Annotated in this window: 18 protein-coding genes; 5 read left to right on the forward strand and 13 right to left on the reverse strand. The window is 58.1% G+C overall.

All coding sequences use genetic code 11. From position 1 onward, the window contains the following. Positions 1-10 precede the first annotated feature (10 nt). Together DVH23_RS16100 and DVH23_RS16105 are read left to right on the forward strand one after the other, a co-directional pair. Positions 11-739 carry a hypothetical protein gene (locus DVH23_RS16100; protein WP_198667954.1) on the forward strand — a complete coding sequence of 243 codons (729 nt, stop codon included), beginning with the start codon at positions 11-13 and terminating at the stop codon, positions 737-739. Between the two features lie 121 nt (positions 740-860). Beyond that, entirely contained in the window at positions 861-2021 is a 1161-nt protein-coding gene (locus tag DVH23_RS16105; RefSeq protein ID WP_114578456.1) for a DUF4238 domain-containing protein, read from the forward strand. Positions 2022-2147: 126 nt separating this feature from the next. On the opposite strand, the gene DVH23_RS16110 is transcribed toward DVH23_RS16105, so the two are convergent. The 4 genes from DVH23_RS16110 to DVH23_RS25040 form a co-directional block, all read right to left on the reverse strand. After that, on the reverse strand, positions 2148-3080 hold the full coding sequence (locus tag DVH23_RS16110) for an ArdC-like ssDNA-binding domain-containing protein (protein ID WP_114578457.1): 933 nt from the start codon (positions 3078-3080) through the stop codon (positions 2148-2150). Between the two features lie 106 nt (positions 3081-3186). Further along, a complete protein-coding gene (locus DVH23_RS16115) occupies positions 3187-4194 on the reverse strand; it encodes a DUF6610 family protein (protein WP_114578458.1) in 1008 nt (335 codons plus the stop codon). Positions 4195-4343: 149 nt separating this feature from the next. Beyond that, positions 4344-4694, reverse strand: coding sequence for a hypothetical protein (locus tag DVH23_RS16120; RefSeq protein ID WP_114578459.1), 351 nt, complete (start codon positions 4692-4694; stop codon positions 4344-4346). Beyond that, positions 4694-4828, reverse strand: a complete 135-nt coding sequence (locus DVH23_RS25040) for a hypothetical protein (RefSeq protein ID WP_255565262.1) — start codon at positions 4826-4828, stop codon at positions 4694-4696. Before DVH23_RS25040 ends, DVH23_RS16120 begins: the two co-directional genes overlap by 1 nt. A gap of 179 nt (positions 4829-5007) precedes the next feature. On the opposite strand from DVH23_RS25040, the gene DVH23_RS16125 reads away from it, so the two are divergent. Both DVH23_RS16125 and DVH23_RS16130 read left to right on the forward strand, forming a co-directional pair. Further along, positions 5008-5283: a PadR family transcriptional regulator gene (locus DVH23_RS16125; protein ID WP_114578460.1), complete on the forward strand. Its 276-nt coding sequence runs from the start codon at positions 5008-5010 to the stop codon at positions 5281-5283. Between the two features lie 61 nt (positions 5284-5344). Continuing rightward, entirely contained in the window at positions 5345-5566 is a 222-nt protein-coding gene (locus tag DVH23_RS16130; RefSeq protein ID WP_114578461.1) for a hypothetical protein, read from the forward strand. A 179-nt stretch (positions 5567-5745) separates the two neighbouring features. On the opposite strand, the gene DVH23_RS16135 is transcribed toward DVH23_RS16130, so the two are convergent. The 4 genes from DVH23_RS16135 to DVH23_RS16150 all read right to left on the reverse strand — a co-directional run bounded on the left by DVH23_RS16135 (position 5746) and on the right by DVH23_RS16150 (position 8742). Beyond that, positions 5746-6621: a hypothetical protein gene (locus DVH23_RS16135; RefSeq protein ID WP_114578462.1), complete on the reverse strand. Its 876-nt coding sequence runs from the start codon at positions 6619-6621 to the stop codon at positions 5746-5748. 274 nt (positions 6622-6895) lie between these two features. Next, positions 6896-7690: a hypothetical protein gene (locus DVH23_RS24320; protein ID WP_198667955.1), complete on the reverse strand. Its 795-nt coding sequence runs from the start codon at positions 7688-7690 to the stop codon at positions 6896-6898. Positions 7691-7837: 147 nt separating this feature from the next. Next, the gene (locus DVH23_RS16145) at positions 7838-8191 is read right to left on the reverse strand and encodes a hypothetical protein (protein WP_114578463.1); all 354 of its coding nucleotides are present in this window, start codon (positions 8189-8191) and stop codon (positions 7838-7840) included. 101 nt (positions 8192-8292) lie between these two features. Continuing rightward, positions 8293-8742: a hypothetical protein gene (locus DVH23_RS16150; RefSeq protein ID WP_114578464.1), complete on the reverse strand. Its 450-nt coding sequence runs from the start codon at positions 8740-8742 to the stop codon at positions 8293-8295. Between the two features lie 194 nt (positions 8743-8936). Between DVH23_RS16150 and DVH23_RS16155 the strand changes: the two genes are divergently transcribed. Beyond that, positions 8937-9215 (forward strand): PadR family transcriptional regulator, encoded by a 279-nt coding sequence (locus DVH23_RS16155; RefSeq protein WP_114578465.1) that lies wholly within the window; start codon positions 8937-8939, stop codon positions 9213-9215. A 141-nt stretch (positions 9216-9356) separates the two neighbouring features. Here DVH23_RS16155 and DVH23_RS16160 read toward each other — a convergent pair whose 3' ends face one another. From DVH23_RS16160 to DVH23_RS16180, 5 genes are all read right to left on the reverse strand, one after another. Beyond that, positions 9357-10187, reverse strand: a complete 831-nt coding sequence (locus tag DVH23_RS16160) for a hypothetical protein (protein WP_157972424.1) — start codon at positions 10185-10187, stop codon at positions 9357-9359. 111 nt (positions 10188-10298) lie between these two features. Continuing rightward, positions 10299-10718 carry a hypothetical protein gene (locus tag DVH23_RS16165; RefSeq protein ID WP_114578467.1) on the reverse strand — a complete coding sequence of 140 codons (420 nt, stop codon included), beginning with the start codon at positions 10716-10718 and terminating at the stop codon, positions 10299-10301. 1 nt (position 10719) lies between these two features. Further along, positions 10720-11115, reverse strand: coding sequence for a hypothetical protein (locus DVH23_RS16170; RefSeq protein WP_157972425.1), 396 nt, complete (start codon positions 11113-11115; stop codon positions 10720-10722). Between the two features lie 267 nt (positions 11116-11382). Beyond that, positions 11383-11688 (reverse strand): hypothetical protein, encoded by a 306-nt coding sequence (locus tag DVH23_RS16175; protein WP_114578469.1) that lies wholly within the window; start codon positions 11686-11688, stop codon positions 11383-11385. Between the two features lie 164 nt (positions 11689-11852). Next, on the reverse strand, positions 11853-12089 hold the full coding sequence (locus DVH23_RS16180; RefSeq protein WP_114578535.1) for a hypothetical protein: 237 nt from the start codon (positions 12087-12089) through the stop codon (positions 11853-11855). Positions 12090-12122 lie beyond the last annotated feature (33 nt).

Here is a 12122-nt window from a genome sequence, read left to right on the forward strand (position 1 = left end):
TAACGGTCTATTGATCGGGCTCACCTTCCTACACGATGCCTGGAGGGACGAAGCCGAGCGGCTCTTCGACACCGAAAACGCGCTCTTCGTCAATGAGGCCGTCATCTACGACTACTGTAACCGGACTCGGGAGAATTCGTTGGAAGAGGCGGACGTTGATTGGGATACGGAAGAGGGCGTCTTTGGAAAGAAGCTCTCCCCGATTCGTGCCGCCCAATTCAATCTAGACTTAAAAATGGAGTCGCTCACTGATGACGAGTTGGATTTAGAGACGCTTGTGGACTCGTTTTTGGTGGAAAGCCAGGTGAAGAAGAAGACGGATCCGAATCTCATTGAGGAATACATCCGTCCACGGATTCGAGGCTTTCTGGAAGAGGAAGTTGATGAGCGACCGATCACCACGGAGATCGCCGCTGAAGTGATGGAAACCCTGTGCGATACGATTCAAACCCAGGCACGGGAAAAACGCGAGGCAATTCGCAAACGAGTACGCGAAAAAGACGTGAGGGAGGAGCAATGGCAACAGTATACTGATCATCTCGAATTTGTTGATGGATACGTTGACATGGTGATTCTCTCGAGTGTAGCGTGGTTGAGCGACAGGGACTTCCTTCAGCGAATCGTGACAAGCGACGCTTCCGATATGTACAACGATAGAGATCGGATTCGGGCGAGCGTCGGCATCAACGTCGTATTCATCAAAGACGAGTTCGCCAAGCCGTCAGAGACCGCGTATTAACGCATCGGTCTAACCACTGCTTTGTTTCTATCAGAAATTCGGAATTGTCGTGCTTGCTCTTGATGTGAGAGAGTGTCATCTCTGATGGTACGGATTTTTGAGTGTGGAATAACTCAGTCGCGTGTACCGCTCGACATCGACGATGCCTTCTTACAAGAATCAACATTATGTCCCCGAATCTTATCTCAAAGGTTGGTCAGACGATAAAGAGCTTCCAATCTATTTGATTGAACCGGAGCGAGAAATCCCGTCAGAACCAATCTCCCGTCTTTGTTCCCGATCCTACTTCAACAGTGAGGAGACCTTTATCGAACCAGTTCTCGGAAAACTCGAAGGCGCGCATGCTGACGCTTTCAATTCTCTTCGTACCGGCGAGTCACTCCGATCTCTTTCGGTCGGTGGACAGCGCCTTCTTCTCTCCTTTGTATTCACGCAACGACAGCGCACTCGTTTGATGCGCGATGAAATCCGCGCTTCTTCGGAAGACTACTTCCGCGAGGGTATTCGTGAGGACGTCGCCGAAGCTGGCTACGACCCGGACCAATACACTGATCTTGAAGACGCCCAGTTCAAGCGAACCGTACAGCGCTCGCATCACTTCATGATGATGCATGGTATCCTCGCCCCGATCGGGATGCATGAACTCGCCTGTGTGGTGTTAGAAAATGAGACAGACATAAACTTCATTACATCGGAAGCGCCGGTCGTCTTTGCAAACCCCCGGTTCAAAGAAGACCGCGAATTGGCATATGCTGGAATGGCTAATGCTGGTCTACAAGTCTATTGTCCTCTCTCGCCGCAGTTATGCCTCCTGTTCTACGACCCGCGAACGTATTTCGTGGAAGCGAACCGTGACTGGCACGTCTCGTTGACTCGTAGCCGCGACATTAGAGAATTAAATCTCCTCCAGGTGCTCAATACGGATTCGTTCGTGCTCTATGAAACACCGGGACAGGAGACAATGATGGCAGAATTAGTAGATGAAGCACGCGACTTCGAGAACTGGCAGATGGTCTCACAACCCTTCCCGGATCGCACCAAGACGGACTCGGAGTATCCTTATGAACCACCGCATCAGCTCCATGATTTGACGCCAACTCCAAAGGCAGTCTCCATTCGGACCGGTGTAGAGTTTCATCAGCGAGAGCAAGCTTTTGAGCGCCAGCGGTACGTGGTCTGGCGACTCTTAGAACGCACGGAGACCACTGAAGAAGCACTTCTCCAAGCAGTCGTATTCATGCTCAACGACGCTGGAAAAGAGTTCGGAATTGCTGAGTCATAGAGTACATATCAGACCATGACTAGAAGAAATATCCGTATGTGGCGGGTTCAGATGACAGGGACGACCCAGTGATTGTTCAGTGTCTGGGAAAATGAGACCATTTCCAATCAACTGCTGTATCGCGATTCAGTACTGTTCTTCGAGTATGTCGATCAACTCTTGGGCCGTCTGACTGATACGGCCGAGTCGGCTGGTGATCTCTTCAGTATTGTCACCGCTCCACGCCGCGAGGTAGAACGCCGACCCACTCATGTCCAACTCGAAATAGCGCCCGACCACGTAGGCGACGGCTTCGGCTTCGACTTCACGTTTCGACCGTTCAGTGTCGTCTTCGACCTCGAAGTGAAGAAGTGCGTGGGCGTACTCGTGAATGAGCGTGCTCGCGAGATCGGCCCGGCTCTTTCGATCTTTCACTTCAACTTTCGGCCGCATTGTCATCATACTCCGGCGTTTGCAGACTCCCTTCGCTTCCCCGTGGCTCCACTCGTCTGGAGGGACGATCCGAGTCTCGACCCCCAGCGAATCTGCACTCTCGAGGAGAGCCGGGACCAGCTCACCGGGGTCACCAGTCGCCTCGGTCTCGAGATCGGGCAGCGGCTCGCCTTCCGTTTGGGAAATATCGAACACAGAGGCGGGTCGAAATCCGACGAGGCCTTTCGACCACTCTTCGGGCGGTGTCTCATTGTACTCACAGTCGCTGTTGTCGTGATAACTCGGCGAGTTTTCGCATTCGGGACACTGCTTGGTGATGATCGGTGCCCAGATCCAGATCGCTCTCTCGCCTTCCTGGACATACCGGTCGAACTCGTTTCGCCACGTGTTGTACCCAGCAACGCGACTTGCCTCGGGACACTGGAGCTTGATCAACAGCGTATTGCGGTGGGAGTAGTCGTGGAAGCGACTCTGGACGTCGAGCCACTCTTGGAATTCCTCGCTGGCCGCCGCCTCGTCGACGTCGTTCGCAAGGTCTTCGACCCATTGTTCGATCGTGCTGTTCATCTCGTCGCTTCGCGTCTCGGTCTCGTCGAACGATGCTGTCGACTCTGTATTCACAGACATTGGAATCACTCGTATTGACGCTCTCGCCTGCTCGAAAGCGCCTCACCCCTCTCAGGGGGACATCAACACCACGTCGGCACACACCGGATTTCAAGTGAAACCTGGCTCACTGGGGGAGGAAGACACTGCGTTCGTCGACGGCTTCCTCGAGGCGGTTCCGCGTTCGGTGCTCGAAGTAGCACTCGTGTGAGCAGTACCCTCGAACGTCACCAGTACCGTACTCGGCAACAATCGGGCCACGCTCAGCTGTCCAGACGTTCGCTGAACAGGCTGTACACGCCGATCGTTTGAGATCGCTCGGCGTCGGCCCCTCGTACTCAAGAGGCTCGCTGTCGCCGGACGGTCCCGTCTCGGGCCAGACGCCCTGTGCTTGCCAGAAGGCTTTGATCCGACCGAGGCTATGGCGCACGAGCTTCCGAACGGTGACGTGATCGGCGTCACGACCGCTGTCGTCCCAGCCGTCAGCGGTCCAGAACTCACCGAACTGCGCCCCACGATGCAGCCCGTTCCAATCGACGCCGACGATCTGAGCAGGCGGATCCCCAGTGAGCGTTGGCCGGGTGAGCTGCTCGATCGCATCAAGTTGTTTGTATGGACTGCCGCCGAGGAGGTGGACGCGCCGCCCGCGCCAGTCAGCGGGATCGGAGAACTCGTAAGCGAGGAGGTCTGCGGCTCCGCACGAATATCCCAGCGTGATATCGTCGGGAATGACGTCGAGTGCCTCTCGACACTTGGGGGCGATGATGATCTCAGTGTCGGGATACTCCTCTTGGAGCGTTCGGACGGCCTGGACGTATTCGTTGGCCTCTTCAGTGGAATATGCATCACCGATCACGCCGACGTCGGGTTCACACTCGCGAAAGCGCTCGATATAGCGCTTGAGGTCGGGATTGCGAAAGTCGTTATCGAGCATCCCCACCGAGAGCTCGAGATCGAGGTACTGGTCTTGCTGGTAGGAACAGTCCTCACGATAGCCAGTGAGAAACCCCATGTTCGCAGCGTCGACGGCGAACGGTGCACGGTGGAGGAAGGCGACGTAGTCTGCCTGTCGAGCGTGTTCGACCTCTGGAGCGATGTCGCCACTGCTTGTCGTGGGGTGTACTGATCGTGACATCGGTTAGTTCGCGGAGAGGACGGTAAGTTGCCGCTCAGTTACCCCACGAGCGAAATCGTCGCCGGCACGTGTGGGGTAACTCTGAGGGATCCAGTTCGACTCTCTCAGCACTCAGGAGAGTGACCAACACACCATGCCGTGTCGATCGGTTAGTGGGCGGCCCAGCCGAAGAAGAGCCAGACATCGCCGTGCTTGCCCTCGAGTCCGTGCTGTTCGCGATACCGTTTGGCGGCTTTCGTTCCAGAACAGTTGATCGCCCCGGCGGGACCACGCTTGCGCTGAATCCGCTGGTCCTCTTGATCGATTAGTTCACGAGCGACGGTCAGTTTTTGGCGGCCTTTGTGCTCGTGTTCGGGGATAACGGTGAAAGACGTCTTCTCGGCGATTGTTCCCGTGTAGCCGCTGTGGCCGTGCATGTGCTTGGCGTCCTCGACGGCACTGGTGAACGCCTCGTCGGCGGTCGTGCCGAACGCAAGCGTCTCGAAGGTGACAGCGCCCATCAGCGGGCCTCCATCTCCTGTTCGAGTTCGCGTTCGATCCGGGCCTCGTAGTAGCGATCCGGATCTGCAGGTGGTTCGGGCTCATCAGGTTCGCAATTCTCGGGATGGACACCCGGTGGAAGATTGTCGAACATCAGTATTCGCCTCTGCTCGTGGTCTGTACTGCCGTTGGTGGTCGATCGTTCATCTCTGAAACCCTCCACCCCTCTCGGGGGTCGATCAACACCTCCGGCGTCCGGAAGGCAATTTTATCAGCCAGCCCGTTATTATAATAATCCGTAATTTTTGTGTGCGTTAAGTTCCATCTTTGAGTATGGATAACCTCACTGGATTCCAGCGCGACCTGTTGTACGTGATCGCCAGCTTCGACCAGCCCTCGGGCCAAACCGTTAACGACGAAGTCCAGGAGTACTACGATTCCGAGATCCAGCACGGTCGTCTCTATCCAAATCTCGACACACTCGTTGATCACGAACTCGTCGAGAGGGGCGAGCTCGATCGCCGGACGAACTACTATGCACTCACTGAGGCCGGAAGCGACGCAATCCGAGAGCGCCGCGAGTGGGAAGACCAGTACGTCGACCTCTAAGTGGCAGCAACCACCCACCGGGACCCGAACATTGGTGAGGCCAGCGGCGGAAGAAATACGCATGACTGACGGCCTCTACGAGTGCCCGTCCCCCGACTGCACCTGGACGATCGAGGGGATCGCCGGGCTAGCCGAACACATCAACGAGAACCACCCCGGCGGGTTTACACGTGAGGACTGGCTCTCCTTCAGCAACCCTGACGCCGTGCAGTACGGGTCTGAAGTGGGAAGGTCACAGACGATCAGCGACGAGGAGACGGATGACGAGACAGACGAGGATTGAGGTTTTATACGAGGACGGGGGCGGGCCGGGCGAAAGCTCCCGACCACGATCTTGATCGCCGGGACGAGTTGCTGATCGCCGTACCGCTGAACTGGTATGCTCATGAGTTCGAGGAACCCCCCACGTCGGAAGCTTTGCGGATGAGGTCAGGAGGGCCGGGGTCAGCGGGGGCCGGTCGGCTAGAACTCCTCGGTGTCGGTCGCGACGTCGAGGATCTCGAGGTCGGTGAAATTGTGGAAGTGGCTCAGGCCGCTCTGCTCAGAGAGGTCGCCCTCAAAGCGGATCTCGACGTCGGCGAGGAGCTTGTGGACGGTGGCTTCAACGACCACATCGATGTCGGTGGTTTCACTGCCCCACTCTTCTTGGAGTTCCTCGACGCTGTCGTACTCCTCTGGATCATCGGGGTCGCGGTCGACGGCGACGGGGAAGCCCAGGAAGTCATCGGACGGGACGACCTCGATGGTCTCGCCGGCTGGAAGCGGGAGGTGAGCGGCCGCTGCGGCATCCTCTGCCGGCGGTTCCAGGAAGGTGTGCGCGTCGATCCCGTCCTCGACGTCGAACGGTTGGGCCAGGTCGTCGCCGGTGACAGAGACGTCGGCCAGGACGTCGGGGCCGGTGCCGTCGTTCTCGATGCGGAACGCCAGTCGGTGGGGATACTCCTCGAGAATAGCGACGCCGACGATCTCCGACGCAGGCTCGATAGTCAGGTCATGCTCGTGCTCGTCGTCGTCCGCGTCGATCGCGACGAGGGTCTGCTCCCCCGGCCGGTACATCCCGCGAACACTTCTGGTGCCGGTACCGTAGTCGATCAGCGGGACCGTCGTGCGGGTCTCGCCGGCCGCGAGGGTCGCGTGGCTCCCGAGTTCGCCGTCGTTAATGAGGTTCACCTCCCGGATGTCGGAGTCCTCCGTGAACTCGACGTCCAGGTCTAGGCCGTTCACGTCGGTCTCAACAAAAACGCCATCCGCGTCTTCGTCACCGGAGCCGACACAGCCGGCGAGGGTGGCCGTTGCGAGCGCCGTTCCAGCAGCGCCGAGGTACTGTCGGCGGTCCATATTCCACCCATCAGGTTCAAATGAAATAAACGTAACCTCAATGAGAACCCCTTGCGGTCTTATCCGTCGAGGAGTTCTCGTACGGTCGCTCCAGCTGGGCCGCCTGGCTCATAGGATACATCAATCCCCTCATGACGAATACTAATAGATGACGGACACGTTAATCCGAATTTCAGGTTCGTGTGTGGGTATCGTGGCGCCCAGCTTCGAGATCGATATACCGGCTCCGTCGACCTGTCTTCGGTGCCGAAGCCACCTCTGTCGGCAACCTAGCTCATGACAACCACTGATCGACGGTTGCCTGCGATTCGGGTGGGTCGACCGGACAGAGAAACCGCCACTTGTAGCGTTCGCGGATCGGTTTATCCTCGCGGTTCCCTGCTTGAGAGGGTGTTGTCCACCCGGTGCAGATCCACCCTTTGTCTCGCAACGCTCGAATCATCGCCCCGTCGTAGTCCGCACGAACGAACGTGAGCAGGTAGCGCACGTCGTCCTCACAGGCGGGGCTCTGGACGAATCGCTCTTGGCTTCGGGCGAGGGTCGCGCTCGCGAGATTCGCCATCCGAACGCCGAGACAGACTCGTGCCGCCTCGACGATCGTATCGCCAGGGACGACTGTCGTGGCTGCGACGTCGGTGTCGCTGACAGCGGGGATGATCCGCCGAGCAGTGGTTCGTAACTCGGGTGGCAATCGGTCGATGTCGGAGTCACTGATCGGCTCGGGAAAGAGGTTGCCGTCAGGTCCGAAGTGAAGTCGCTTTTTCGAGAGCAGCGGGTAACGGTACGTGATCGCGCCCATCAACTCGCTCCGGTAATAGAGGCCGTGATGGGCGAGATTCACCGACGGGAGGCTGTCCATATAGGCGTGGTGGGCGTCGTATATTGTGGCGGCTTGCTGGCGCGTGATCGGTTCTACACTCACCCGGTCGGCGAAGGACAATCCGAGTGGAGCGGTGAACGGTTCGCGCTCTCGATCACGGTGGATCGGACAGGAGCATCCTGATTCGTCTCCCGTCTCGAGGCAATGGTGGAACTGTTCGACCGAGTGCTGGCTGGTTGGTTCTGACATGAGTGAATCTCTCCGGAATCGGTATTTCGAGGACTCTCACCCGCGCTCGCACGGCTCTCAGAGTGCGTGAACAACACCAGCAGGACTGACGAGTAGCGGGAGTCTCGAACTATGGCCGGCAGTCCGTCTGCTGGTCCTCCAGTCGAGTTACCTGAGAGCGGCCCACAAAACCAGCCCGATCCCGACACCGCACAGAAGCAGTCCGATCGCGTGGATGAGCCCCGGCAGAACCCAGAACTGGTCGTGGAGCACTACGCTGACCAAGATCGTTTCCTCTCCAAGCATCGGAGAGAGCCACCTGAACTCTCCAAACGAGTTTCCTAGTGGCGAAAAGATGTGCCAGGCTACCAGCACGTCGCCGCCGATGTACTGGGCGACAATGGATCCTCCCAGTGCGGCCATCGAACCGATCACGATCAATATACACCCAACACAGAACGGGTAGGTGACGACATGCTCGAGATCATCTCGAACAACATCGAAGAGGGGAATTCCAGCCACTGAGGTCTCGTGTTCGGGTGTTCGACAGTTTCGAGGAAAACTGTTGTGGGCGTCAAATGGCAGATCAGTCCTCGATGGACGACTTTGCGTGGACCCCTCTCTCACCAATCAGTGAGCGAACGTTGCTCGTCAGAACCGCCGATCTCCGCCTCGTCTTGCCTGTGTTTGATGTTCTCAGCGTTATCGCTTAATGTGGTGGTGTCCTCCTCCTCGGCATCTGTCTCTGGGTCAGCGGTCGCTTTGGCGTAGTGGGGATCGTCGGGGAGCAGTTCGCGCGCTCGCTGGAACGCGGCGGCTCCGGTTTCGAACGACTCCCCACCGACAACTTCCGTGGGGAGTTCGATACTTGCCGTCTCGTCTCCAGTCGAGACTGCACGAAACACTTTGACCACGGTCCACACCCCGTTATCGATATGTATTTCCAGGAGGGGATACTCGGGACCGGATCTGGCTACGTCCGTCCTCGCTTCACCTTTCCAGACGATGAACGGTGCGTCTTTGGGCCGGAACTCGTCGGGACCCTCGCTCGTTCCAGTGTAACTCGAGTTCATTGATCTCACCCCCTGTGGGGACCGAAATCGACACCACTGCCGACCCTCACTGGGAAAGCGGGCAGACCGCTGGATCCTGAAATCTCTTGGTCTCTCGTTTCTCCCGCTTCTCAGAATCATACCGAAGCTTGTCTGGACTCGTTATTCTCATTGAGAGTGAAACATTTATATTGAACGTATTATAATCCCGAACCATGGACGATTTGACAGCCTTTCAACGTGACCTGTTGTTTGCCATTGCCAGTTTTGACAAACCCTCGGGTGAGACGGTCAGATCAGAGCTCAACACATACTACAGCCAGCAGATCAATCATGGGCGTCTCTATCCGAATCTCGATACACTCGCCGAGAAGGGTCTCGTCGAAAAAGGCGAACTCGACCGTCGAACCAACTACTACGCACTCAGCGACGCGGGAGAACAGGCAATCGGCAAGCACCGGGAATGGGAAGACCAGCATGCCGAGTTTTTGTAACACCGCAACTGACGGAGGCTGCAGGTTCGAGGAATTGAGTCTTCGATCGCTGTCTGCCATTGGCCCCGAAGTGCTTGCTCACGCTCTTCGAACTGGTCGACGCTCGTTTGGAGACCCTCATCCGTTCTCGCCTTCGGTTGGCTACTCGTCGATCGGTGTTGCGCCCAGTGTTTGCTGGGTGGGATCGACCGTTGGAGGGGCGTCCTCGTCCCCCTGTGTTGTTCGCAGGATTTTCTCTTTGTAGTCGAGATATTCGCGAGCGACTGCTTGCCAGTGGGGCAGCGGCGAGGGATCGACCCAGTAGTCGTAGGCAGTGGAGTCTGCACTCCACAGCCGATTCCTAACCTGCTCGTCTCGCAGTGCCTCAAGCTTCACTCCGAACGCGTGGAGTTTCGTCCTGGGAGGTGTGGCTTGATCGATGGCACGGATGATCTCGCGGATCTCGTCAGTCGCGTTCCGCCGGCAGACCGACCCGATTCCAACGTGTTCGGTGAGACAGCCCTCGCGTTCGAGCATCTCGACGTGACGAACGTACTCTTCAGGCTCCCATCCCTGGACGACGGTCACAGGCTCGGCGTCGATCCCCCGCTCGTCGGAGCGAACGAGGACCTCCGCAGCTGCTTCGACCGTGAGCCGCTGGTGGGTTTCGACGCTGCGTTCGTACTCGTCGAGGATGTCGGGTTCGCACGGGAAATCCTGCACTGCAAAGAGGTCGGCATCGACCTCCTCGACGTAATCAAGGTACGGGTCGGCACGTTCGTGGGTGCCTTCTGCGAGCATCAGGCTGTACCCACCTGAGTCGATGAATAGCGTCTCGATGCCGTCCCACGGTCGGTTGTTCTTCGTCTGGTAGGAGAGCATCACGTTCGATTCACCGAGCGTGCGAAGCGCTTTCTGGGCGGAGCCGCCTGCTGCACCGAAGAAGAACGTCATTTCGTCGCCTGTGCTGGCAGTCGTGGTCTGAACGGACATGTTCTAACTCCTCCGCTCCCTCGTCGGGAGGGAACCAACGCCACCGGATACCATCGGATACCACCGGATAGTGGCGTCTTCGAAGCGAAGCTGAGTACGACCAACGCTACGCTAGGGAGGATGTACGCGTTCGACGGTGATCGTGAGATCACCTGTGGCAAAATCACAGTCGAACTCGACAGTGAACGCATCGGAGTCGTAGGCAGCGGCGTACGCACGGTGGCGTGCAAGCGAGCCGGTTGCTTTGAAGTGGTAGAAAACGGCCGCCGTGTACGGTTTACAGCAGGTTTCGATCTGAGATTCGACTGACGCCGCAAACGGGACGTACGGAGCGTTTCGGTCCTCGCCCACGTCTGCGGCGAATTCCCGTGCGCCTTCGAGAGTCGTGTTCGAGCGGTCGGGCGTCTCGCCGGTCCGGACGTCTACTGGCGTTGGTGTCTCGGGTGTGAAAAGCACGTTTTCGAACGTTCGCGTGCCGAGAATGTCCTCGACTCCGAGTTCGCAGTCGGCGAATGGGTCTGTCGAGGACATTTCAGTAGGGGTAATACGTGGGTTGTGCGCCCCCGTTCGCGACGGCACTTTCGGGGATCCCGTCAGCCCGCTTCTCGAGGTCGATCAACCGATAGACCGCCGTCCCGGCCCACTCGCAGTCGTCGTTTGAGCAACGAGTGGGTGCATGTGCCCCGTTTTCTGCGTCGGGCTGGACCCTGGTTATTTCGAGTTTCGTGTCGCACTCTGGACAGCGATCGTCGATTTCTGTGTACTGGTGGCCCGTGCTGAGGCTGATGTCCTCAGCGGTGAGCTCGCGACTCAGCGCAGCGAGATCGGTTGGGGAAGCGTCGTCAGGAAGAGTGTTCCCGTCGATCGTGAGTACAAGTCGCACCTGGTTGTTGGACTGTACTGGCGTTTCGTCTGGATGATCTGCCATCTGTGGAACCTTCCATCCCTCTGTGAGGTGGATCAACACCACCACGCGGTTGGTTACGAACTCGTGGTGGTCTGATCTGGACGGTACAAGCACCGCTCGCACTCAAGAAACTGCTCTCCCTTCTCGTCGAACCGTCCAGCCAATACTGCCGCCCCGCAGCGAGGACACGGCTCACCGTGTGCGTACTCCCCACTGGTCGGCGGATTCGGGGCCGCTGCGGCTAGCGCGAGAACGCGTGCTCTCGGGTTCCTGCGTGGAGATTGGTGGTCAGTCATCGAAGAGGAATTGTGCACTGGCGTCCTCGCCCGTCAGCGTTTGCTGGTCGTCGGCGGTATCCGCGAACAGTGACGCCTGATCGGTGTCGTCGGCCTCCGACTGGCGCACTTCGACGCGATCGTCGACACCGAACTGACTGGCAGCGGGGCGATCGAGACGCGTCTCTTGGTCGCGATGGCTGATGTCAGCGCCGAAATCCTCGAGGGAGGTTTCGACGCTTTCGTCGGTCAGTTCGAGCTCACCGTCGTCGGTGAACGCGGCTTGGTGCTGGATCGTGATCTCTGGTCGATTTGCCATCTGTCAACCCTCCACCCCTCTCTGAGGGAGTGAACAACACCATCGGACGGCGCCGGTTGCTGGAAGCCTTGTGCAACATCGTTGCCGGTATCCCGCCCGTTGTTGCACAAGGCGGCGAAACCCAGCCGACTTGCTGTAATCGTCGGGATGGGCTGTGGGATCGCTCACGACTCGTCTTCTTCGCGCAGTTCTTCGGCACGTCGGGCAAGCATCTCGAGGATCGGGACGCGTTGTTGGTGCTGGTTTTCGTAGGCGACACACGCCTGGAGCGTCTCGAGATCGTGGATGGTGGCGATACAGGCGTCCAACACCCGTGGGTTAGTGGCCTCGACACGTTGTTTCGGCGTGAGTTCACTCGCCGAGTCGTTGCCGTCAGCTGTCTGATCGATATCTCCGTTCATCAGAATCCTCTCGCTCCTTGTGAGGACGATCAA

The sequence above is a fragment of the Saliphagus sp. LR7 genome (assembly GCF_003344565.1).
Taxonomy (GTDB): domain Archaea; phylum Halobacteriota; class Halobacteria; order Halobacteriales; family Natrialbaceae; genus Saliphagus; species Saliphagus infecundisoli.

What these genes read in the sequence shown, in the direction of transcription:
- DVH23_RS16115 (WP_114578458.1), bottom strand. Translation starts at nt 4,194, where the DNA reads ATGTCACGATCAGTACACCCCACGACAAGCAGTGGCGACATCGCTCCA.
- DVH23_RS16155 (WP_114578465.1), top strand. Translation starts at nt 8,937, where the DNA reads ATGGACGATTTGACAGCCTTTCAACGTGACCTGTTGTTTGCCATTGCC.
- DVH23_RS16110 (WP_114578457.1), bottom strand. Translation starts at nt 3,080, where the DNA reads ATGTCTGTGAATACAGAGTCGACAGCATCGTTCGACGAGACCGAGACG.
- DVH23_RS16135 (WP_114578462.1), bottom strand. Translation starts at nt 6,621, where the DNA reads ATGGACCGCCGACAGTACCTCGGCGCTGCTGGAACGGCGCTCGCAACG.
- DVH23_RS16130 (WP_114578461.1), top strand. Translation starts at nt 5,345, where the DNA reads ATGACTGACGGCCTCTACGAGTGCCCGTCCCCCGACTGCACCTGGACG.
- DVH23_RS16160 (WP_157972424.1), bottom strand. Translation starts at nt 10,187, where the DNA reads ATGTCCGTTCAGACCACGACTGCCAGCACAGGCGACGAAATGACGTTC.
- DVH23_RS16120 (WP_114578459.1), bottom strand. Translation starts at nt 4,694, where the DNA reads ATGGGCGCTGTCACCTTCGAGACGCTTGCGTTCGGCACGACCGCCGAC.
- DVH23_RS16125 (WP_114578460.1), top strand. Translation starts at nt 5,008, where the DNA reads ATGGATAACCTCACTGGATTCCAGCGCGACCTGTTGTACGTGATCGCC.
- DVH23_RS16170 (WP_157972425.1), bottom strand. Translation starts at nt 11,115, where the DNA reads ATGGCAGATCATCCAGACGAAACGCCAGTACAGTCCAACAACCAGGTG.
- DVH23_RS16175 (WP_114578469.1), bottom strand. Translation starts at nt 11,688, where the DNA reads ATGGCAAATCGACCAGAGATCACGATCCAGCACCAAGCCGCGTTCACC.
- DVH23_RS16180 (WP_114578535.1), bottom strand. Translation starts at nt 12,089, where the DNA reads ATGAACGGAGATATCGATCAGACAGCTGACGGCAACGACTCGGCGAGT.
- DVH23_RS24320 (WP_198667955.1), bottom strand. Translation starts at nt 7,690, where the DNA reads ATGTCAGAACCAACCAGCCAGCACTCGGTCGAACAGTTCCACCATTGC.
- DVH23_RS25040 (WP_255565262.1), bottom strand. Translation starts at nt 4,828, where the DNA reads ATGTTCGACAATCTTCCACCGGGTGTCCATCCCGAGAATTGCGAACCT.
- DVH23_RS16150 (WP_114578464.1), bottom strand. Translation starts at nt 8,742, where the DNA reads ATGAACTCGAGTTACACTGGAACGAGCGAGGGTCCCGACGAGTTCCGG.
- DVH23_RS16165 (WP_114578467.1), bottom strand. Translation starts at nt 10,718, where the DNA reads ATGTCCTCGACAGACCCATTCGCCGACTGCGAACTCGGAGTCGAGGAC.